16 protein-coding genes are annotated in these 20341 nt (G+C 76.8%); 12 read left to right on the top strand and 4 right to left on the bottom strand.

Features of this window, described 5'->3' with window-relative positions; genetic code table 11:
• Positions 1-115: 115 nt before the first annotated feature.
• Complete coding sequence (locus JOE68_RS01050; protein ID WP_204840465.1) at positions 116-889, bottom strand: hypothetical protein; 774 nt, start codon at positions 887-889, stop codon at positions 116-118.
• A 20-nt stretch (positions 890-909) separates the two neighbouring features.
• Positions 910-2049, bottom strand: a complete 1140-nt coding sequence (locus tag JOE68_RS01045) for a PA2928 family protein (RefSeq protein ID WP_204840464.1) — start codon at positions 2047-2049, stop codon at positions 910-912.
• Positions 2050-2181: 132 nt separating this feature from the next.
• On the opposite strand from JOE68_RS01045, the gene JOE68_RS01040 reads away from it, so the two are divergent.
• Genes JOE68_RS01040 through JOE68_RS01025 form a run of 4 tightly spaced genes read left to right on the top strand, consistent with a single transcriptional unit; the run spans position 2182 to position 7896 of the window.
• Positions 2182-3435, top strand: a complete 1254-nt coding sequence (locus JOE68_RS01040; protein ID WP_204840463.1) for a hypothetical protein — start codon at positions 2182-2184, stop codon at positions 3433-3435.
• Complete coding sequence (locus JOE68_RS01035; protein WP_204840462.1) at positions 3432-4538, top strand: hypothetical protein; 1107 nt, start codon at positions 3432-3434, stop codon at positions 4536-4538. The genes JOE68_RS01040 and JOE68_RS01035 overlap by 4 nt, the downstream gene beginning before the upstream one ends.
• Entirely contained in the window at positions 4535-6697 is a 2163-nt protein-coding gene (locus tag JOE68_RS01030; protein ID WP_204840461.1) for a tetratricopeptide repeat protein, read from the top strand. The genes JOE68_RS01035 and JOE68_RS01030 overlap by 4 nt, the downstream gene beginning before the upstream one ends.
• Positions 6691-7896, top strand: a complete 1206-nt coding sequence (locus tag JOE68_RS01025; RefSeq protein WP_204840460.1) for a CHAT domain-containing protein — start codon at positions 6691-6693, stop codon at positions 7894-7896. Before JOE68_RS01030 ends, JOE68_RS01025 begins: the two co-directional genes overlap by 7 nt.
• 44 nt (positions 7897-7940) lie before the next feature.
• Here JOE68_RS01025 and JOE68_RS01020 read toward each other — a convergent pair whose 3' ends face one another.
• Positions 7941-9332: a CoA transferase gene (locus tag JOE68_RS01020; protein ID WP_204840459.1), complete on the bottom strand. Its 1392-nt coding sequence runs from the start codon at positions 9330-9332 to the stop codon at positions 7941-7943.
• 78 nt (positions 9333-9410) lie between these two features.
• Between JOE68_RS01020 and JOE68_RS01015 the strand changes: the two genes are divergently transcribed.
• The 8 genes from JOE68_RS01015 to JOE68_RS00980 all read left to right on the top strand — a co-directional run bounded on the left by JOE68_RS01015 (position 9411) and on the right by JOE68_RS00980 (position 17741).
• The gene (locus JOE68_RS01015) at positions 9411-10169 is read left to right on the top strand and encodes an SGNH/GDSL hydrolase family protein (protein WP_204840458.1); all 759 of its coding nucleotides are present in this window, start codon (positions 9411-9413) and stop codon (positions 10167-10169) included.
• Between the two features lie 169 nt (positions 10170-10338).
• Complete coding sequence (locus JOE68_RS01010; protein WP_204840457.1) at positions 10339-10641, top strand: type VII secretion target; 303 nt, start codon at positions 10339-10341, stop codon at positions 10639-10641.
• Positions 10641-14762 (top strand): DUF8616 domain-containing protein, encoded by a 4122-nt coding sequence (locus JOE68_RS01005; protein ID WP_204840456.1) that lies wholly within the window; start codon positions 10641-10643, stop codon positions 14760-14762. The genes JOE68_RS01010 and JOE68_RS01005 overlap by 1 nt, the downstream gene beginning before the upstream one ends.
• Positions 14731-15204, top strand: a complete 474-nt coding sequence (locus JOE68_RS01000) for a hypothetical protein (RefSeq protein ID WP_204840455.1) — start codon at positions 14731-14733, stop codon at positions 15202-15204. The genes JOE68_RS01005 and JOE68_RS01000 overlap by 32 nt, the downstream gene beginning before the upstream one ends.
• Before the next feature lie 62 nt (positions 15205-15266).
• Positions 15267-15707 carry a hypothetical protein gene (locus JOE68_RS00995; RefSeq protein WP_204840454.1) on the top strand — a complete coding sequence of 147 codons (441 nt, stop codon included), beginning with the start codon at positions 15267-15269 and terminating at the stop codon, positions 15705-15707.
• A gap of 527 nt (positions 15708-16234) precedes the next feature.
• Positions 16235-17017 (top strand): rhomboid-like protein, encoded by a 783-nt coding sequence (locus JOE68_RS00990; RefSeq protein ID WP_204840453.1) that lies wholly within the window; start codon positions 16235-16237, stop codon positions 17015-17017.
• Positions 17018-17073: 56 nt separating this feature from the next.
• The gene (locus JOE68_RS00985; protein WP_204840452.1) at positions 17074-17442 is read left to right on the top strand and encodes a YidH family protein; all 369 of its coding nucleotides are present in this window, start codon (positions 17074-17076) and stop codon (positions 17440-17442) included.
• A gap of 2 nt (positions 17443-17444) precedes the next feature.
• A complete protein-coding gene (locus JOE68_RS00980; RefSeq protein WP_204840451.1) occupies positions 17445-17741 on the top strand; it encodes a DUF202 domain-containing protein in 297 nt (98 codons plus the stop codon).
• Positions 17742-17815: 74 nt separating this feature from the next.
• On the opposite strand, the gene JOE68_RS31625 is transcribed toward JOE68_RS00980, so the two are convergent.
• On the bottom strand, positions 17816-19945 hold the full coding sequence (locus JOE68_RS31625; RefSeq protein ID WP_204840450.1) for a putative bifunctional diguanylate cyclase/phosphodiesterase: 2130 nt from the start codon (positions 19943-19945) through the stop codon (positions 17816-17818).
• Between the last annotated feature and the right edge of the window lie 396 nt (positions 19946-20341).

Below are 20341 nucleotides of genomic sequence, written 5' to 3'. Positions count from 1 at the left end.
AGCCGCCCGCGCCGGGACCCGCCGCCACGGGTCCCGGCGCGCCACGGGGCGGGCGTGCCCCCCTGGGGGCGGCCGTCGGAGGGGGTCGGACGAGCGCCCCCGGCGCGGCGGGCCGTCACGGCTTGACCGGGGTGAGCACGACGACGTCCGACTCGTCGTGCGGCAGGTACCGCACGCGCACCACCGAGCCGGGCTGCACCTGCGGGACGACGTCGGGCGGCAGCGCCTTCTGCACCGTCAGGTCGAACACCGTGCGGTCGGCCCGGGTCACGCGCAGGGTCAGGTCGACCACCGAGCGGTCCTGCCGGACCTCCCCGGTCGGGACCATGGCCAGCACCACGGCCCGCGCGTCGACGCCGTGCTCGCCGATGTGCAGCTGCCGGGGCGTGATCAGGCCCTTGGCCAGCAGGACGCGGTCGTAGGCGGCCTGCGCCTCCTCCGGCGTGGCGTCGGTCGCCAGGGCCACCTGCCCGTCGGGCAGGTAGCGCACCGGCAGGGTGGCGCCGATCTGCACGGCGGCCAGCTCGGTGACGTCGACGAGGTGACGGGTCCGGGCCCGGAAGGCGTGCCCCTCGGGCGTGTCGACCTCCAGCTCCAGCTCCATCAGCGGCTGGTCGTTGACCGACAGGCTGGTGCGGGCCAGCCCGGTCACCCGGGCGACGCCCAGCGGCGCGCCGTGGAAGGACCGGTGCACGCCGCCGGACAGCGAGATGCCCTCGGTCATCCGGGCGATGCTGATCAGGGTCGGCACCACGACCAGCGCCGCGACGGGCGCGGCCAGCCAGCCGTTGAGCCAGGGCAGCGGGTCGTCGGAGGTGAGGGAGTGGTGGACGTAGGCGGCGGTGCCGACGGCGGCGACGAGCGCGCCGATCCAGGCGAAGGTCTTCACGGTGGTGTCCTTTCCGGTGCTCAGGAGGGGTTGCCGAAGAAGTCGGCCGTGCCGACGGCGCGCGCGGTCAGGCGGCCGTCGGGGGTCAGCAGGACGACGTGGGAGCCGATCCCGACCGCCGCGGCGCCGTCGGCGCGGCTCGCGGAGCGGCCGACCGCGGCGGAGTCGAGGTCGACCGAACCGGTGACGGCGCCCGTGGCCAGCGACACCGCGCTGAGCACCCGCGCCCGGTCGTCGACGGCGCGGCCGTGGACCACCAGGACGTGACCGGTGGCGAACCCGGCCGCGGCCGTGCCGTCGGCGACCAGCGCCGCCGCGTGGAACGCGGTGTCGCCGACCTGCGCCTCCGCGCCGCCGGGAGCGGTGCGGACCAGCACGCGGCCGGGCGCGCCGCCGGGCAGGGGCCGCAGCTCCACCTCCCCGTCCCGGACCCCGGCCGCGGTGACCGTGCTCGGCCGGGTGTCGGGCAGCGCCCGCTCGGACAGCGCGCCCGCCCAGGTCGCCGCCGCCTGCGGGTCCACCGGCGTCGCCGCCGCCGAGTCCAGGGCGATGGCGAGCACCGAGCCGCTCTCGCTCATCACCACCACCCGGCGGCCGTCCGGGTCGTACCGGTAGGCCCAGCGGGCGGCGACGGCCGCTGGGCCCAGGCCCTTGATGCCCTCGCCCCCGGCGACCGTCGACCCGTCGGCGAGGTCCACCACGACGAGGCCGGCGTCGGTGGCCACGTAGGCGTACCGCTCCCCGGCCGCGAGGACCGCCGCCTCCCCCATGAGGTCGTCGGAGAGCTGGACGTCCCACAGCAGCTCGCCGGTCGCGGTGTCGGTGGCGGCCAGCCGCACCTGGAACAGGTCCTGCGCCATCAGCTGGTACATGCCCCGCGTCCCGTGCCGCTCGTAGGGCGACAGCAGCACACCCCGCCCGCCGACCGCGGCGAACCCGATGCCCGCCTGCACCTCGACGTCGGGCTCCGGCGAGACCGCGTACGAACCGCCGAAGAACAGCCCGCCGAACAGCACCAGCGGGAGCACGACCAAGGCCGGCAGCCGCCGCCGGGGCCGCGGCGTCCCGTAGGGCGCGACCGGGTGGTGGGCCGAGGGGGTCGGGTAGGGCGAGGGCGTCTGGTAGGGCGGGTACATCCCGTCCGGAACCTTCGTCATCATGCCGCAAGCCTCGGTCCGCGCACCCGTCTACCGATCACAGGAACACCGACCACGACCACGCCGACCTGCGCGAACGCCCACCGCGCGCGGTTTCCGGCCCGGACGGGGGCGATCAGGGCATAGGCTCGCGGCGTGAACACAGCGCGGGCCGTCGGGCGGGCGACGACGCCGAGGGGGCTGCTGGTCGACCAGGCGTGGTCCGCGCTCGGCGACGCGGTGGCGCCGCTGAGCAACGAGGCGGGCCGCCCCCTGGCCCGCACGGTGAAGCTGATCCTCGACCCGCTGGTGCTGCGCCCCGTGCTCAACCCGGGGTTCGCGGCCGGCGCGGTCGCCGCCGAGCACGCCGACGCGCTGCGCGAGCGGATCCTGCGCGCCGGCCCGGTCCTGGCCGCGACCGCGGCCTGGTTCCTGGTGCTGAAGAAGGAGCGCCGCCGCGCGGGCATCACCGAGGGCAACCCGCAGGACCTGTACTTCCAGCGCTGCTACGAACTGGCGACCGCGCACGGCGACCCGAGGCTCGACCCGTCCGCCGCCGAGCGGGCGGCCGGCGTGCTGGCCGAGGTCCACGGGCAGGGCGGGCCGACCGTGGCCGACCTGCGCGCCCACGTGACCGACCCGGCCAACGCCGCCGGGCTGCGCGCCCTGCTGGCCGAGGCGTGGGCGAGCCCTCCCGCCCTCCCGCCGCCGCACCCCGCGCGGCTGGCCGACTTCCTCGACACCTGCGCCACCGAGCCGGACCGGGACCTGTTCGCCGCCCTGGTCGAGGCGCGGGCCGGCGCCGCGGGCGCGTCCGCGGTGACCGGACCGGGCGCCGCCCGCGCGCACGGCCTGTCCGACCGCGACCACCCGACCCGGCCGGAGCTGGGCGTCACGGCGGCCAAGCAGCACCTGCCCAAGCCGTTCGACCGCTCGATCGTGGAGCGCCTGTTCGTCCCGCTGACCACCTCCCACCGCGACGCGCTGGAGGACGTCCCGGTGCTGGTGCGCCGGGAGGTGGCGCGCTCGGCGCAACCGTGGCAGCTCGCCGAGGAGGCCGGCCGCGTGGTGATGGCGCTGGGCCGGGCAGCCGCCGACGGGCTCACCGGCGGCGCGGGCGGCGGGAACGACGCGACGGCGCGGTTGAGGGCGCGCTGGGAGCGCGAGGCTTACGTGCGACGCGTGCTGCGGACCCCGTCGGCCGCGCCGGAGGGCGTCCGGGCGGACGTGCTCGGCGTGCGGGAGGCTTACCTGCGCCGCCTGTGGGTCCGCGCGCACGGCCGCGAGCTGCGCCGGGAAGCCCTGCCGGCGGACGGGTTGTGGGACCTGCTCGACGGCGTGCTGCGCTCGGTGATCCTGGACCAGCGCGACCGCCTGCGCTCGGCCCTGGAACGGCGGGCCGCCGGATGAGCCCGCGCGTGCGCCGCGAGGGCGGGGAGGTCCTGGTGGGCCGCTGGCCGTCGCACCCGGAGCGGACGGCCCTGCTGGAGGCGCGGGGCGCGCTCCTGGCGTGGGACGTCCTGGCGGACCTCGACCCCGGCCCCGGCCCCGCCGCGCGCGTCCACGACACCGCCCGCGCGGCCGACTGGCTGTGGGAGGTCTACGGCCCCGACGCGGCGGCCCGCATCCTGGCCGCCGCCGAGTCGGAGCCGGAATCGGAGTCGGAGCCGGAGCCGGAGTCGGAATCGGGGTCGGATCAAGCAGGTCCGGATCAACCGGGGCCGGACCGAGCGGAGCCGGACCAAGGCGACCCCGGCGCCGTGCGCCGGGCGGCCCGGACCGTCGCGCACCTGACGTGGGCGCGCTCCTGGTGGCCCGCCTCGGCGTCGGCCGGCGTCCCGGCGCTCGACCCGGTGCTGCTGCACGCCGAGCTGGCCCTGGCGACCGCCGCCGTCGAGCACCTGCTGGACGACGAGGACGCGACGGCCCGCGCGCTGGCCGAGGTCACCGCCGACCCGGTCGTGGAGGGCGTCTCCGCGCGGCTCGCCGCGCTGGCCGAGGACTACGGGTTCCCCGCGCCGCAGCCGCTCCCGCCGACCCGGGCCGAGTACGCGCTCGCCGCGGGCGACGCGGCGCGCGCCGACGGCGTGACCGTCCACAGCGGGTCGGACCCGGTGGACTGGGCGCTGGTGCCCGCCGGCGCGGTGGACGCGGCGGCCGGGGCGCGGTGGGCGGTGGTGCGCAGCGGGGGCGGGACCCACCTGGACGTGGTGGTGGCCGCCGGGCCCCGCCCGGACGTCCGGCTGGCGGCGCGGTTCGGCGGGGTCGAGGTGGCGCTCGACCGGACCGACGGCCTGGGCCGGCGCACCGGCCGCGCCCCGGTGCCGCCGACGGTGCTGCTGCTGCCGCCCGCCCAGCGGCGGCTGACCGTGTACGCCCCGGACTTCGCCGTGCCGCCCGCCCCCGCGGACCCCGACGCCGCCGAGCGCCGCGCCGCGATCACCGCCTACGCCCGATCCCGGCCGGGCTCGCCGTCGGCGACGCTCACCGAACGCCTGGCGGGCCGCCGGTGACCGGGTGGCAGGACCTCCACGACGAGGGCGTGCGACTGCTGCTGGCCGACGACGTCGCCGGCCGCGCGGCGCTGGAGCGGGCGCGCCGGGTGGCCGTCGGCGAGCAGCTGGCCACCACCCTGGTCAACCTGGCCGCGGCGGCCGACCTGGCCGGCGATCCGGCCGAAGCGGTGGACCTGCTCGCCGAGGCGGCGGGCGCGGCCGGTCCCGGGCCCCGGGGGGCCGCGGTGCTGGCCACCCGCGCCCGGGTGCTCGCCGACCTGGGCCGGTGGGACGAGGCTTGGCAGGACGCCGAACGCGGGTCCGCCGACGCCGAACCGCACGAGCGGGCGGTGCTGCACGACGTCCGGGCCGGCCTCCTGATCGCCGCGGGCCGGTGGGCCGAGGCCGAGGCCGAGGCGCTCGCCGCGGTCGACCTCGGCCTGACCGCCGCACCCGAGGTCGTCGTGGACGCCTACGCGAAGCTGGCCGACATCTGCGAGGCGACGGGCGACCACGACCGCGCGCGGTCGTACCGGGAGCACGCGCTCCGCCCCGGCGGCGTGCGCCCCGTCGACCCGCGCTGGCAGGAGTCCGTCCGGCACAACGCCCGGGGCGCGGCGCTGGCCGCGGCGGGCCGGGTGGCGGACGCGGCGGCGGCGTTCGACGCCGCCCACGGCGCGACCCTGGGCTCCGACGACGCGCAAGCCCTGGTGTGCCGGGCCGCCGCGGCGGGCAACCTGGCGGGCGCCGCCGCCTCCCTGGGGCGGAGCCGGGAGGCGATCGCCTGGAACACCGAGGCGGTGGAGTCGGCCCGGGCGGCGCTGGCGCGCGTCGGCGACGAGTACGGCACCGCCGGGGTCCTGGCCAACGCCCTCCTCGCCCGCGCGCAGCTCCTGCGGCACGCCTCCCGCCACGCCGAGGCCCTGGCCGACCTGGACGAGGCGTCGGCGCTGACCGGCGGCGAGCCGTCGCCCGCGGGCGACGGCGGACCGGCTCGCGCCCCGCGGCCACCGGTCGCCGCCCTGCGCCCGTCCATCGTCGCGGTGCGGGCCTCGGTGCTGGCGGCGTGCGGGCGCTTCGGCGAAGCCGCCGCCGAGGCGCGCGCCGCGCTCGACCTCGCCTACGGCTCCGCGCCGGAGCTGGCCGCGTTCGCGCACCTGGCGCTGGCCGAGATCGCGGGCGCGACCGGGGACCGCGCGGGCGGCGCCGAGCACCTCGGCCTGGCCCGCGACCTGGCGGCGGCGACCGGCGACCGGACGACCGGGGCGACCGCCCTCACCGCCCTGGCGCGGTCGGCCTACCTCGACGACGACCACGACCGGGCCGCCGCGCTCTACGACGAGGCCGAGGCCCTGCTGCGCGAGGCGGGCGACGACCGCGCGATCGCCACGTGCCTGCACGGGCGGGCGGCGGTCGAGGTGCGGCTCGGCCGCCCGGAGGTGGCGCTGGGGCTGCTGGACCGGGTGCTCGCCGAGTGGGGCGACGACGCGACGCCGGTCGGGCTGATCGCCGTCGACCAGGTGCGGGGCGCCGCGCTGGAGGAGTCGGGGCGCTACGCGGCGGCGGACGAGTGCTACGGCCGCGCAGTGGCGGTGGCCGAGCGGGCGGGGCTGTGGCACGTCGCGCTGGGCGTCGCGTGGTGGCGGGCCGACGCGCTCGTCCGCTGGGCGTCCACCGTGGACGGCGAGCGGCGGCGCGAGCTGTGCGCGCGGTCGCTGGACCTCGCGCTGCCCGCCGCGCTGGCCGCCGAGGCGGTGCGGCAGCGGTTCGCGCACGGCCCGCTGCGGGAGCGGTGGGTCGCGCTGGCCGCCGCGCCCGCGGTCCGGGCCGCTCTCACCGCGGTGGCGTCGCTGGGCGACGTGGAGCTGGCCGCCGCCTACGTCGACCACCTGGCCGGGACGGTGTCGCTGAGCCCGGACGGGGACCGGCGGCTGCCGCGGGAGGAGTTGGTGGCGCTGCCCGCGCCCCCGGTGACCGAGGAGGACCACCTGCCGCACGCCGCTTCGTTCGTCGCCGGGGCCGAGGACGACCCGGCGTTCCCGGCCACCGGCTTCGCGCTGCCGCCGCGCGTGCGCGTCGACCCGGCCGAACCGTCCGCCCTGGATCCCTGGATCGACGTCGCCGAGCGCCGTTACGGTTTCCCGGTGCGCGCGGGGGGCGCGGTGGCGTCGTGGTAGCGGTGCAGCTGAAGCTCGTGGACGCGGGCGACCTCTACGCGTCGTGGCGGTGGGAGGACCGGCTCGACCAGCCCCGGGTCGTCCGCGTGCCGCGCGCGCTGGTGCGCGAAGCGCTGGACGACCTGGCCCGCGCGGTCCCGTCGCCGCTGCCCGGTGAGGGCGCGGGGGAGGCGCTGGCCCGGTCGCTCACCCGCGGTCCGCTGCTCGACCGCGACCGGGAGGTCGAGCTGGCCGGCCGGTTGGCGCGGGCGCTGGTGCCGCACCAGCTCGCGGGGGAGCTGAACTCGCTGCTGGCGCGGGGCGTCCGGCCGCACCTGCGCGTGCGGCCCTCGCCGTCGACGGCGCTGGTGCCGTGGGAGGCGCTGCGCGTCGACGAGGGCGAGCGCACCGTGCACACCACGGACGTCTCCGTCCTCCCGCCCGCGACCGTGCGCAACGCCCCGGGCCGCCGCGTGTCGCCGCTGCGCGGTCCGGTGGTCGGGGTGCTGGACCCGAGGGTGCCCGGGTTCGGCGACGCGTCCGGGCTGGGCTCCGTGCTCGGCGAGGTGGGGCCGGAACTGGCCGCGCTGGCGGCCGGGCAGGTGCCCGGGGGAGTGCGGCGCGACGACGTCGACCGGGACTTCCTGGAGGCGGCCCTGGCCGACGCGTCGCGGCTGCTGTACGTCGGCCACGTCACGACCGGCGGGCACGGCCTCGACGCGCGCCTGCACCTGTCGTGCGGGACGGGGACGACCGGCCGCGCCGCGCTCGTGGGCGGCCACCGGCCGCTCACGGCCGCCGACGTCGTGCTCGGCCACCGCCCCGGCCCGCCCCGGCCGTGGCGCATCCCGAACCGGGTCGCCCTGGTGGCCTGCGACAGCGGCGGCGAAGCGCGGTTCGCCGAGCCCTCCGGCCTGGTCGCGGCCATGGTCCACGGCGGGGCCGAGCACGTCGTGTCGACCCGGTGGACGCTGCCGACCGACGCGGGCCTGGCCGCGCTCGTCCCCGGGTTCCCGGGCACGCCGGTGCTGGGCCCGGCGGTGCTGGCGATCGACGCGGCGCAGTCCGCCGCGGACCCGGTCGGCGCCCTCAACGCCTGGCAGCGCGACCAGGCGACCCGGTGGGAGCGGACCGGCGACCCGGCGTTCTCACCGGTGGTGTGGGCGGCGTTCGCGACGGCGTGGGCCCCCGCGCCCGCGGTCGTCCCGGCCGCGCCGTAGCCCCGCCGGGCAGGCCCGCCGCGGGCCGCCCGCGGGGTCCGGGATCACCGGTCCACCCACTCCGGGCGGTCCGCGTCCCACCGGCTCGCCGGGCGGCTCCACGTGGCCGGAGCGCCGGCGTAGCGCACCGGGGGCAGCGCGTGCCGCAGGAGGCCGTGGGGCGAGTCCCTCTCCGCCACCCACGCCGACGGGTCGTGCGCCGGCTCCTGCCCGGCGCCTCCCGCCGCGGGGCCGTCCACCTCGGACCCGTCTGCTCCGGCCGCCAGGTCGTTCACCAGCCAGGAAGCCGTGCCCGCCAACGACAGCCGCACGTGCCGCCCGCCGCCGTCGCGCTGCCGCCCGGTCAACGCCCGCAGCACGGCGGCGGCCAGCAGGTAGCCCGTGCCGTGGTCGAGGGCCTGGACGGGCAGCGCGCCCGGCCGGTCGCCGTCGCCCTCCGCGACCGCGATGCCGCTGCCCGCCTGCACGAGGCTGTCGAACCCGCGCCGCCCCGCCCACGGCCCCGTCCACCCCCAGGCGCACAGCTGGGCGACGACCAGGCCGGGTCGCCGGTCGAGCAGGGCGTCGGGCGCGAGGCCGTACCGGTCGAGCGCGCCGGGCCGGTAGCCGGTGACCACCACGTCGGCGGTCTCCAGCAGGTCGTCGAGCAGCCGCCGGTCGCGGGCCAGGTCCAGCACGGCCGACCGCTTGCCCAGCCCGGTGTCGGCGAGGAAGTCGTCGTCCTCGGCCGGCTCGGGAGGGTCGACGCGCAGCACGTCGGCGCCCAGCAGGGCCAGCACGCGCGTCCCGACCGGCCCGGCGATCACCCGCGTCAGGTCCAGCACGCGCACGCCCGCGGCGGGCAGCCCGGCGGCGGGCAGCGGTGCGCGGGCGCCGCCGGCCGCGCGCCACTCGACCAGCGGGTGGCGCTCCGGCGGCCCCGGCCGCACCGCGACCGCCAGGCCGCCCGCGGCGTGCACCGCCTCCTGGACGGCCTCGGCCGGTCGCGCGGCGAACCCGGCCGCCAGCCGCTCGACCAGCGCGGCGTCGTCGCCCCGGTCGGGCACGCCGGTCGCGGCCAGCAGCCGGGCGCGGTGGTGCGGGTAGTTCGCGTGGGTCCGCACCCAGCCGTCGGCCGTGCGCCAGAACCGCGACAGCGGGGCGAACGCGGTCGGCGCCCGCCCGTCGACCCGCAGGTGCCGCTCACTGGCGAACGCGGTGGCCACCGCGCCCTCGTGCACCCGCACGGCGGGCGCCGGCCCGCCGTTGCGCGCGGCCAGCAGCTCGGCGGCGGCCAGCGAGCAGACCCCGACCGAGGCGCGGGCCAGCCGCCGCACCGGCAGCCGCGCGGCGAGCACGCCGCGCACCACCTCGTACTCCACGCCCGCGGCGAGCGGGGCCGGTCCGCCCAGTGCCGCCCACGCCTGCGCCGTCGCGTCGTCATCCCCGTCCACCACACCGACATCCTCCGCCACGGGCCGTCCGCGGCCCACCTCATATGCTGACCGGGACGGACTACGGAAGGGGCAGCGGCTGTGCGGTACGTGGCCATCGGCGACAGCTTCACCGAGGGGGTCGGCGACGAGCTGCCCGACGGTTCGCCGCGCGGGTGGGCGGACCTGGTGGCGGCGGGCCTGGCCGCCGGGCTGGGCGAGCCGGTGCGCTACGCCAACCTGGCCGTGCGGGGCCGCCTGCTGGCGCCGATCGTCACCGACCAGCTCGACGCGGCCCTGGCGCTGTCCCCGCCGCCGACGCTGATCACGCTCAACGGCGGCGGCAACGACATGATGCGCCCCGGCATCGACACCGCGCGGCTGGTCGAGCTGACCGAGCACGCCGCGCGGCGCTGCGCCGACGCCGGGGTGCGGCTGGTGCTGCTCAGCGGCGCCGACCCGTCGCAGCGCCTGCCGTTCGGCCGCACGATCCACCGCCGGGGCGTCGAGCTGACCATCGCGATCACCGAGCTGGCCGCCCGGTACGACCTGCTGCTGGTCGACCTGTTCAACGACGCCGAGCTCCGCCGGGCCGCCTACTGGTCGCCGGACCGGCTGCACCTCAACGCCGCCGGCCACCGCCGGGTGGCCTCCCGCGTGCTGACCGCCCTCGGCCACCCCGTGGAGGCCGACCGGGTGACCCACGGGCCGGCCGGGCGCCGGGTGCTGGCCGAGGCGCGGTACTACCGCGAGCACGTCCTGCCGTGGCTGGCCCGCCGCCTGCGCGGTCGCTCGTCCGGCGACGACCGCACCGGCAAGCACGCCGACTGGGCCACGGTGGAGCCCCTGCCCCTGGGCTGACCGCGCCACCCCTGACCGGCGCGCGGGGTGACCACGGTCACCCCGCGCGGCCTCGCGGTTTCCGGGTGAACGGGAACCCGGCTCGACCCGGCGGCGTCGGCGTTCATACAGTGACCGACGACGACCCGGATCCTGCCCGGTGTCGTGGCCGACGTGTTCGGGGGGAAGCATGGCTGGGTTCGAGATCGTCGCGGAGACGCTGGAAGGCCACGGCAAGCAGCTGGCCGACCTGGGCTCGCGGATCCAGGCGGCGGTGGACGCGGCGAAGACGGTCAGCATGCCCACGGACGCGTACGGGATCATCTGCCAGCCGTTCCGGATGATGCTGGACCCGGTGGAGCAGTGGGGGCTGGACGCGCTGGGGGGCGCGGTGGAGGCCATGGAGTCCTCGGGCAAGGCGGTCGAGGACACCGTGAGGCAGTACCGCGAGATGGAGGACTCCATCCGCGACAGCTTCCGGGCCGGTGAGTGATGGCCCCGGAGAACCCCTTGGTGGCCGCGCCGCCCGCCGAGCCCGGTGGCGCGTTCAACGCCGGCACGGGCGACAACGGGTGGGCGACCGGCATCTCCATCGCGGAGTCGGCGATGGACACCTACAACGGCATCAAGGACGGCAACTGGGTCGAGGCCGGGCTCGGCATGGTCGGGCTCGCCGCCGACGCCGCGGCCATGGCGATCGACCCGTTCGGGACGCTGATGTCGTCGGCCGCGTCGTTCCTGATGGAGCACGTCCAGCCGTTGAAGGACATGCTCGACTGGCTGGCGGGCAACCCTCCGGTGATCGAGTCGTACGCCACGACGTGGAACAACGTCGGCACGGAGCTGGGCAAGGTCGCGGAGGACTACCGGGCCGCGGTCGCGAAGGGCACCGCCGGCTGGGAGGGCGCGGCTGCCGCGCAGTACCTGACCAACGCGCAGCAGCACGGCGACGCCCTGGCCGGCGCGGCGTCGGCGGCGGGCACCGTGGGCACCGTCGTCGGCATGATGGGCATGGTCGTCGGGTTCGTCCGCGAGGTGGTGCGCGACCTGATCGCGGACCTGGTGGGCAAGCTGATCGCGTGGGTGCTGGAGGCGGCGTTCACGCTCGGGTTCGGGACGCCGGTGATCGTGGCGCAGGCGGTCACGGCGATCTCCAAGTGGGCCGCGAAGATCGCCAAGATCATCCAGGACCTGCTGAACACCATCAAGAAGGTCTCGCCGATGCTCAAGCGTCTGGTCGAGGTCTTCGAGAAGGTCATGAAGGTGCTCGGCAAGCTCGCCGGCAAGGCGACCGGGCTGGACGTGCTGGACCCGAAGAACATCAAGCGGGGCGGCTTCCTGCAGACCGGTCGGACCGACATCGACGGCCCGTCCGGTTCGGGCCGTCCCGGCAGCGGTGACGGTGACAGCGGCAACGGGAACAGCAGCGGCGACGGAGACAGCGGCGGTGATCGCGGCGGTGATCGCGGCGGCAGCGGGGACAGCCCGTCGAACCGTCCCGGGGACGGCACGACGACGACCTCGGGCACCGCGCCGCCGGACACCCCGACCCGGCCCGGCAGCGGTGATCCGGGCGGCCCCGGCGCGCCCGCGACCCGTCCCGGGCGCGATCCGGGCACCCACCCGGACGGTGACCAGCCGCGAGGGCTGGGGGAGCAGCGGGGCGGACCGGGCACGAGCACCCCGTCCCGCACGGACGCGCCGCCGCGCGGCAACCCCAACTACGGCGGCTCCCACACACCGGTGGGTGAGCACCGCGGCGGCCCTGGTGGCAACACCGCTCCTGGCAACCACACGCCTGTAGGCGAACACCGCGGTGGTCCCGGTGGGAACACCGCTCCCGGTGGGCACTCTCCAGTGGGTGAGCACCGTGGTGGCCCCGGTGGGAACCCAGCTCCCGGTGGGCACTCCCCGGGCGGGCACAGCCCGTCCGGGGACACGCGCGGAGGTCCGGGTGGGAACCCGGGTCCGTCGCGGTTCGACCAGACGCACTCGTCCACGGCCGCGACACCGGACGCCCCGGCCCGCCCCGACCAGCCCCACGCGCCGGCACCGCCCCGCGACCCGAACCAGCCCGGCCCGCACGGCAACCAGCCGGCGACCGGCCCGGGGACCGCGCCCGGCGGAACCGCACCCGGCGGGACAGCTCCGGGTGGTTCGCCCGGTGGCGCGCCGGGTGGCGCACGCCCCGGCGGCTGGACCGGCACGCCCGGCAGCCGTGGCGACGTCGGCTCCGGCATCCCCGCCGCGCGCGGCCCCGAGGGGACGCGGCCGTCGTCGTTCGGCCCGTCGCACGCGGGTCCCTCGCACGCGGGTCCTTCCCACCCCGGCCAACCCCACCCCGGCCAACCCCACCCCGGCCCGTCGCACGGAGGTCCGTCGCACGCGGGCCCCTCCCACGCCACCCCGTTCCAGGCCAATACCCCGCACAGCCCCTACAACGGCGCACCCACCACGCACCCGGCGGGCAACGCACCTCCCGGACGTCCGGACGGGAGCCGCCCCGGAGACGGCCCCCAGCCGGGCGGTCGCCACCACAACGGCTCCACCCCGGACAGCCGCCCGCACAACGCCGGGTCGCACAACACCGGGCCGCAGGAGGCCAGGCCGCGAGGGCTCCACGACGGCACCCCCGGGAACGGCCACCCCCGGGACAACCCGAGGCACGACGCCCCGAGGCCCGACAACCCGAGGCACGACGCGCCGAACCAGGACGCCCCGAACCACGACAATCCGGGCCACGACAACCGGAGCCACGACAACCCGAACCAGGACAACCCGAACCAGGACAACCCGAACCAGGACAACCCGAACCAGGACAACCCGAACCAGGACGGCCCGCACGACCGGCCCGAGGAGCGCCCCGGGCCCGACGAGGTCAACCGCCGGCACGCCGAGTCCACGCCCGCCGGCACCTCGTTCCACCGCGGCGACGGCGACATGGGCGACCTCCCGCACCGCGTGCAGCCCGACCCCGACGGCCGGTACACCGTGGACGTCCACGTCACCCCGGACGGCCGCGCGCGGATCGGGGGCCACTCGTACTCGCCGGAGGAGTTCGCCGACATCCTGCGCCGCAACGGCGACTACGACGGCAGGCCGATCCGCCTGATCGGCTGCGACGCGGGCTCCAACGACTTCGCCCGCAGGCTGTCCCGCGAACTCGACACCCCGGTCATGGCGCCGAACAAGCCCGCCTGGACCGACTCGCAGGGCCGCGTCTTCTCCTCCGACTACGACATCGACGCCAACGGCAACCGCACGCCGCGCATCCCGCCCAACGGCGAGTGGGGCACCCACCACCCCGACGGCTCGACGTCCAGGGCGAGCGACGACGCCTTCACGCCCGACACCGCCGACGCGGACAAGCGCGACCTCACCCCCGAGGACGCGCGCTCCCGCGGCGACGACGACCAAGCCGGCACCGCACCGGACGGCACCGCGCCCGACGGCACCGCGCCGGACCCGGCGGACGACCCCGAGTTCACCCCGCCGCCCAAGCCGAGGGTCATCAGCCCCGACGACCCGGCGTTCACCGAGCGGTTCGTGGACTGGGACCGGCCCACCCACCGGCCCGGCGACGGGCCGGGCGACCCGCCGCGCCCCATCGACGTCCACGACCCGCCGATCCGGGCCGAGCACCGGGAGCGCCCGATCATCCCGGACGGCAACAAGGACCCCGACTTCCACCAGCCGACCACGCCGGACCCGGTCCCCGCGCCGTTGCGGGGCCTGGAGGGGCACGACCCGCTCCGCCCGTACACCGCGTACCCGGTGGAGAACGCGAACGGCACCCGGACCACCTTCTTCACCGACGAGAACGGCCGCGTGAAGTGGGTGGAGGCGGAGCCCGGCTCGAAGCAGAACGTCGTGCGGGACGCCGACGGCAACCCCGTGCCGGTCGGCAAGGAGGAGGGCAAGTGGGCGGGCTTCAACCCCGACCTGAGCCACCCGCTGCTGCCCGACGTCCAGTACCGGGTGCCGAACTACCACAACCCCGAGCTGCACATGACCTTCCACACCGACCGGCACGGGCAGACCGACTCCATGACCGGTGACGTCGAGGCGGGCGGGCAGACGGCCGACTACCGCGACGACCAGAAGGACCGCGGTTCCCAGCGGCGGGCCCAGATGGAGGGCGAGGCGGCGTTCCCGCCGGCCTCGGCCGGCGACCGGGACCTGACGCCGGAGCAGCGGGAGGACGCGCGGGTCAAGTGGGCGGGCGGGCACCTGGTGTCCAACGAGCTGGGCGGTCTCGGCGAGTACCTGAACATGCACCCGCAGATGGCGGCGTCCAACTCGGGCAACTACAAGGACGGCTGGACGAACGCGGCGTCGTGGCGCGCGCAGGAGGTCGAGCTGACCAGGTTCTCCGAGGCACCCGGCCAGGACATCCGCAACTACCAGGTGCGGATGCAGCGCGACGCGGACGGCGTGCCGGGCGAGGTGACCATGCGCTGGCAGGAGGTCACCTACAAGACCGGGCCGGACGGTCAGCCGCTGCTGGACGACAACGGCAGGAAGATCGTGGACGGCGTGGTCACCAAGGAGCGGGTCTTCCCCAACAAGCCGGAGGTGAACTATGGACCCCAGGACCGGTTCAAGGGCCGATGACCTGGTCGCCGAAGCGGCCAACGCGCTCGCGTCGGCCGCCCCGGCGGGCTGGGCCGAGCTGGCGCTGTCGGTGACCGCGACCGTGCTGGCCTACGACTTCGCGGTGTCGGTGAAGGACGACCGGGGAGCGGACCCGGGCCAGGTCGTGCTGTCCCCGGTGGTGACCGACGCGTTCCAGGAGCTGCGGGGCGTGCTGTACGAAGAGGACCGGGGGACGTGGTTCTCGGCCCGGATGGTGCTGCGGCCCGGCGAGCGGCCGGAGGTGTCGTTCAACTACGACGAGGACCCGCGCTGGTGGCCCGCCCTGCACCCGACGACGTTCGTGCGGGACCTGGAGGTGTTCCCGAGGTCGGAGGAGCACATCCCGCCGTGGTTGCGCGCCTTCCTGGACGAGGGCGAGGCCCTGGAGCGCGAACGGGGGGCCGCCGGACCCCGGCGGTAGGCTGCGGACGGACCACTACCGCGCCCGGGCGTCGGGCGCGTTGCCGAGGAGGACCCCACACCATGCCCAACTGGCCGCAGCTCGACCCGACCGAGCAGCAGCAGAAGCTGGCGGAGATCACCCAGGCCGTGGTCGCCACGCTGCCGGAGGGCTGGCAGCGCCTGGTGGTCCGGGCGTCGATGATCGGTCGGCACAGCGAGATGTCGAGCGGTGTCCGGATGCCGGACGAGTCGGTGCGCGCCTGGGAGATGCCGCCCGAGGTGTGGCGGATGTTCCAGCAGCTGCGCAAGGGCATGTACGCCGAGGGCCTGGGCACCTGGATCGGCTTCGAGTACATCGTGGACCCGCCGTTCCGCTACCAGGTGCGCTACAACCGCGAGGAGCAGCCCGCTTTCGAGGCGGCCCCCTCGCCCGACGACTTCGCCACCGAGAACCGCTGGTTCCCCCGCGCGGAGACGCACATGACGGAGTGGTTCCGCCGGGGCCTCCAAGGCGTTTCCTGAAGATCCGGCCCTCCGCCCTCGCGACCACCGATCCGAGGCCGCTCTCGGTCTTTTTTGAGCAACGGGACCACCGCAGCGGGACCACGACGCAAGGCGAACGCTAAGGGCGCAAGTCCGGGCTCAAGTCGGGAACGCTACGCAAAGGGACCACACCATCGCTCGTATACCAATCCGCTGGACGGGATCCCCCTCCTGTCGTCCTCGCGCGTGCACGCGCCCCTGAATGCACAGGTCCCGAATGGATCTAGGGCGGAAAGATGCGGGATTTCATCCAACGGATTGGTATACAAGCGATAGTGTGGTCCTTTTGCGTAGCGTTCCCGGCTTGAGCCCGGGCCTGCGTGCGGACGTTCGCCTTGCGTCGTGGTCCCTCTGCTGTGGTCCCGCTGCTTCGAGAGCAAGGACATCGCGGCTCTTGTGGGTCGGGGCTGGCGAGCGGCCCAGGGCTTGCGGGCGTGGAGGCGGCGCACGTCGTTGAGCGTGCATCGAGGCGTAGGGCATCGGGGCGTGGGGAGCGGGGTGTGGTGATGTCCGTGGTGGGGGTGCTGCGGCGGGTGCCGTTCACGGCGTCGGTGGTCGGGGTGATGGTCGTCGTCGGGGTCGTGAGCGGGGCGTTGTGGGACAGGGCCGCGGACGCCGCGTGGTACCCCCAGGTCGCTTTCGGGGTGCCGTCGTTGGCCGAGGGGCGGTGGTGGACGCCGGTCAGCGGGTCGTTCCTCGCCGTCGTGCCGGCCGCCTACGTGCCGATGGCCGGGACGTTCGCCCTGTTCGTCGGGGCGGCGGAGTGGCGGTGGGGCACGCGGGTCGCCGCGGTCGCCACGGTGGCCGGGCAGGTGGGCTCGGTGCTGCTCAGCGCCCTGCTGCTGGTGCTGCTGCGGTGGACGGGGTGGGACTGGGCCGAGCGCACGGCGGGTTCGCTGGACGTCGGGTTCTCCGCCGGGGCGCTGTGGGTGGCCGCGCTGCTGTCGGCGGCGATCGCCCCGCCGTGGCGGTTGCGGTTCCGGTTCGGGTTGGCGGTCTACGTCCTGGTGTCGTTCGCCTTCCTCGGGTCGTTGGCCGACGTGGAGCACCTGGTGGCGGTCGTGGCCGGGTTGGCCGCGGGGTCTGCGCCGCGCGATCGGGCGCCACGCGCGGAGGTGGTGGTCGCGGGCGTGGCCGTGGTGGCGATCGGGGTCGCGGTCGCCGCGGTCCTGCCCTCGCACGGGCCCCTCGGCGACACCTCGCGGACCTCGACCGCGGTGTGGGCGATCCTGGTGGTGGCGGTCGCGGCGCCGCTGCTGGTGGTCGGAGCGCGGCGGCGAACGTCCTGAGTGGACGCCGCACCGGCTATCGTCCCGGTGTCCCGGACGGTTGGAGTTGATGCGCTGTGCCCACGCCCGAACCCCGCGACCGGCGTCCGCGGAGCGTCTACGGGTCCGGTCAGGAGCCCGACTACCGGTTCAGCTTCGCCAACGAGCGGACCTTCCTGGCGTGGATCCGGACCGCGCTGGCGCTGCTCGCGTGCGGGGTGGCGGTGGACGCGGTCGACCTCGGGCTGCCGGGTGCGCTGGAGACGGCGCTGGCGGTGCTGCTGGTCGGGCTCGGCCTGGTGTGCGCGGTGGTGTCGTGGCTGCGGTGGGCGCGCAGCGAGCGGGCGATGCGGCACGACCGGCCGCTGCCGGCGTTCGCGATCGGCCCGGTGCTGGTCGCCGGTGTCGTGCTGGCGGCGGTCGTCGTGCTGGTGCTGAAGGTGTAGCGGTGGACCGGGGCGTGCAGAACGAGCGCACCGCGCTGGCGTGGCAGCGCACGGCGCTGGCGATGATCGCGGGCTCGGCGGTGCTGACGCGGCTGACCGTCGACCGCGTCGGGCCGCCGGCGCTGGTGGGCCTGGCGGTGACGGTGTCGCTGGGGCTGGTCGTGCTCGTCGCCGCGCGGTGGCGCTACCGGGAGGGGCGGCGTGGCCGGGTGGGTGGCGCGGGGCTGCCGATCGCCGTGGCGGCGGGCACGGTGGTGATGGTCCTGGTGGAGCTGGCCGCGCTGCTGCTGCCGCGCTGATCGCCGCCCGGCCCCGGGGGACCGGGCGGCCACCGGAATTTATTCCTGCAATGATTTCAGTGTGGATTTAAAGATCAGTCCACGAGGTCGGCCGCGCCGAAGACCGGGCCCTGGGCGAAGGCGCAGCCCGCCCAGCGCAGCCAGTCGGCCTGCTCCCGCGTCTCGATGCCCTCGGCCACCGTCTGCGCGCCCAGCACCTCGGCCAGGTCGATGACGCAGCGCACCACGTGCGCGCCGCGGGCGGTCTCGCGCAGGGCCGCGGTCAGCGAGCGGTCGATCCTGACCACGTCGAACGGGTAGCGGCGGGGGTGCTCGGCGGTGCCCGTGCCGAAGCCGTCCAGGGCCGTCCGCACGCCCAGGTCGCGCAGCTCCAGCAGGGTCTGCAGGGCGGCGCGGTCGGTCCAGGCCGAACCGGTGGCCTCGACGGTGAGCCGGTCCGGGGGCAGGCCGGTGTCGCGCAGCACCTCCTCGACGGAGCCGACCGCCCCGGGCGCGGCCAGCCGCCGGGTGGGCAGCCCGACCGTCACGCCCAGCGCCCGGCCCCGGTCGTGCCAGCGGGCGGCCTGCTCGCAGGCGCCGCGCAGGACCCGGTCGGCGACCCGGCCGAGCAGCCCGGCCTCGGCGGCCAGGCCGGCGAACTCCTCGGGCCGCAGCGCCCCGTGGCCGGGGCGGTGCCAGTCGACCAGGGCCTGGGCCCCGGCGACCCGGGACGAGCCCAGCTCCACGATGGGCCGGAAGCGCAGCGGCAGGGCGCCGGTGTCCAGCGCCGCCAGCAGCTCGGCCTTGTCGCGGCGGCGGGCGAGGAGCCGCTCGCCCATCTCCGGGTGGAACAGCCGGATGCGGGAGCCGCCCTCGCGCTTGGCCGCGTACATGGCCGTGTCGGCGTTGCGCAGCAGTTCGGCGGTCCGGGTGCCCGGTGCGGAGACCGCGACGCCGACGCTGGCGCCCATGCGGTCGACGCGGCCGGAGCCCGGCAGCGGTTCGGACAGCGCCGCCAGCAGGCGTCGGCCCAGGTCCAGGCACTCGTGGGCGTCGTGGTCGTGCGCGAGCACCGCGAACTCGTCGCCGCCGAGCCGGGCGGCCGTCGCGCCGGGGCCCGCCGAGGCCCGGATGCGCCCGGCGGCCAGGGCCAGGTACGAGTCGCCGGCCTGGTGGCCCTCGGTGTCGTTGATCTCCTTGAACCGGTCGAGGTCGACGAGCAGGAGGCCGACGCGGGTCTCGGCGAGCGCCTGGTCGACCAGGTGCAGGAAGTGGGCGCGGCCGACCAGGCCGGTGAGGGCGTCGCGCTCGGACCGGGCGCGCAGCGCCTCCTCGTGGCGGGACCGCCTGCTGACGTCCACGGCGGCGATCACCGTCTGGTCGGGCCCGGCGGGCGGTTCGACGGCCACGGCGTGCACCTCCAGCACCGTCGTCGTGCCGTCGGGGTGCTCCAGCCGCAGTTCCGCCGGTTCGGCGCCGGTGGCCCGGCAGCGGTGGCAGCGGGTGATGTCGGGGCCGTGGGCGCAGGGGACGCGCCCGGCCTCGCCCGCCCGGTCGAGCAGGGCGCGGGCGTGGCCGTTGAGCAGCCGGGGCAGGCCGGTGTCGTCGAGCAGGGCCAGGCCGACGGGGCTGGCGTGGACCATCGCGGCGATGGCGCGGTGGGTGCTCTCCAGCAGCAGGCGGGCGTGGTCGGCGTGCCGCGCGGCGCGCGCGGCGCCGTGCAGGGCCAGGGCCGCGACGACGACGCCGGCCAGCGGGAGGGCGTGCGCGGTGACGAGGCCGGGGGTGGGCGGTGGCGCGGTGGTGAGCAGGCCCGCGGCGCAGCCGGCCGGCGCGCACAGCAGCCGGGGCAGGCCGGCGCCGAAGCGGGCGCGGCGCAGGGCCGCGCCGCAGGCGAAGGCGAGCACCGGCAGCAGGCCCGCCGGTGGCAGCGCCGCGGCGGCCAGCCCTTCGGCGAGGGCGACCGGCCAGCCGCCGGGCGCGGGGCGCAGCAGCCACGCGGCGAGGACGGCGAGGACGGCGAGGGCGGCGGCGAGGCGGACCGGGCCGCCGGTGGCGGTGAGCAGGTGGGCGACGAGGGCGAGGCCGGCGAGGTGGGCGAAGCCCTCGATGAGCAGCCCGGTGCGCCGGAGGTCCGGGGGCGGCGCGCCGTCCGGCTGGACGAGGGTGTCGGCGGTCGCCGATTCCCGGGACCGGCGCGGGGCGGGGCGTTTGTGCGGGATCAAGTCGCCTCCGGGTGGCTGGCAGCGCGGAACCGCCCCGGTGGCGGCGACGTGCTCCGGGGGCATTTCCGTGGTGGGGTGGGAGAGGGGATCCGGGTTCGCCCCGACCCGCGAGCACATTACCGAACCCGGGGGTTCCGCCGTCAAGTCGGCGGGGCTCCGGCATTCCACAGTGAATGATTTGGTCTGTACCACTCGAGGGTCTTGGCGGGGCGTCGGGAACGCTGTTCCCGGACCTTTCCGGAATCGCTCCGGGAAATCGCCGACCGCCTTCGCCGGAATATCGCTGGAATATTTCCGGGATTGATCGGGGAATGTCCGCGGCAGTGGCCCGGCCGCGTTCCCCGGTCCACTTCGGACGGGGTCGGGGCGGGTCGCGTCGGCACCGCCCCGCGCCCG

This window comes from Saccharothrix algeriensis (genome assembly GCF_016907655.1).
Lineage (GTDB): Bacteria > Actinomycetota > Actinomycetes > Mycobacteriales > Pseudonocardiaceae > Actinosynnema > Actinosynnema algeriense.
This window is presented reverse-complemented; position numbering and strand designations above follow the sequence as displayed.

Excerpts from the sequence above, each read along its gene's own strand:
- JOE68_RS00995 (WP_204840454.1), top strand. The coding sequence starts at position 15,267 with ATGCCCAACTGGCCGCAGCTCGACCCGACCGAGCAGCAGCAGAAGCTG.
- JOE68_RS01010 (WP_204840457.1), top strand. The coding sequence starts at position 10,339 with ATGGCTGGGTTCGAGATCGTCGCGGAGACGCTGGAAGGCCACGGCAAG.
- JOE68_RS01005 (WP_204840456.1), top strand. The coding sequence starts at position 10,641 with ATGGCCCCGGAGAACCCCTTGGTGGCCGCGCCGCCCGCCGAGCCCGGT.
- JOE68_RS00990 (WP_204840453.1), top strand. The coding sequence starts at position 16,235 with ATGTCCGTGGTGGGGGTGCTGCGGCGGGTGCCGTTCACGGCGTCGGTG.
- JOE68_RS01000 (WP_204840455.1), top strand. The coding sequence starts at position 14,731 with ATGGACCCCAGGACCGGTTCAAGGGCCGATGACCTGGTCGCCGAAGCG.
- JOE68_RS01035 (WP_204840462.1), top strand. The coding sequence starts at position 3,432 with ATGAGCCCGCGCGTGCGCCGCGAGGGCGGGGAGGTCCTGGTGGGCCGC.
- JOE68_RS01045 (WP_204840464.1), bottom strand. The coding sequence starts at position 2,049 with ATGATGACGAAGGTTCCGGACGGGATGTACCCGCCCTACCAGACGCCC.